Origin of the sequence: Candidatus Viridilinea mediisalina, from assembly GCF_002532535.1 — a bacterium.
Classification (GTDB): domain Bacteria; phylum Chloroflexota; class Chloroflexia; order Chloroflexales; family Chloroflexaceae; genus Viridilinea; species Viridilinea mediisalina.
This window is the reverse complement of record NZ_NQWI01000313.1, coordinates 1-708: the sequence shown is the minus strand read 5'-3', so window position 1 is coordinate 708 and position 708 is coordinate 1. Positions and strand designations below refer to the sequence as shown.

Annotated in this window: 1 protein-coding gene; it reads left to right on the top strand. The window is 57.5% G+C overall.

What is annotated here, in order from left to right:
* The first annotated feature begins 121 nt into the window (after window positions 1-121).
* Complete coding sequence (locus CJ255_RS22210) at window positions 122-625, top strand: hypothetical protein (protein WP_097646222.1); 504 nt, start codon at window positions 122-124, stop codon at window positions 623-625.
* Window positions 626-708: the final 83 nt, after the last annotated feature.

Sequence of the window (708 nt, the reverse complement as noted above, 5' to 3'; positions counted from 1 at the left end):
CAATGCGCTTGGATGTCATACCAATTACCCTTGAACATGCCGCATTATCAAGAACGCGAACGCCCATTGGGATGCCATATTCGGTAATCTGCAATCTGCAATCGTAAATGGTATCACACCTATGACCCAAGCAAACCAAGCTCTCGTCGTTGCGTTACGCCGCCTCGTGGCTACGGAGGAGGCCGAGGCTGCGGTGTGCCAACAGTTGGGCTACAGCGAACGGGCGCCCCTCGCTGCGCGTTTGGCGTGCGGCTTGCCGCCCTTTACCCGCGAGGAGCTTGAGGGTATTTGTGCGGCACTGCAACTCGATGCAGCGACGCGCAACGAACTGCTGCGGTTGCGCGGCGATCTGCTGCTGGTGCAGCCCGATCAGCCTAGCAGTGTAGATCTGAAAGAACTCTTCCCCGAACAGCCACTCGAGACATCACCGCTGCACAACATCTGTAGCTCGCTCGACGTACCCCCCTTCAGCCGCAGCGAAGCGCGCGAATTCCTCGCCAGTCGCCTTACGGGCACAGGAGTTGCATTTAGCGAAGACGAGATCGCCGACTTACTCGAAAACAGTGGACGCCACCCGGCGCGCTTGCAGCAGGCGGCAGCGGCGTTGTATGCAAGTAGATATTGACAGCTCACCCGAAGCCGTGTAAAATAGAACATATGAGTACCTACAATACCCAAGACGATCCGTTGGCGCTCGCAAGCAACGAC

What these genes read in the sequence shown, in the direction of transcription:
- CJ255_RS22210 (WP_097646222.1), top strand. Translation starts at nt 122, where the DNA reads ATGACCCAAGCAAACCAAGCTCTCGTCGTTGCGTTACGCCGCCTCGTG.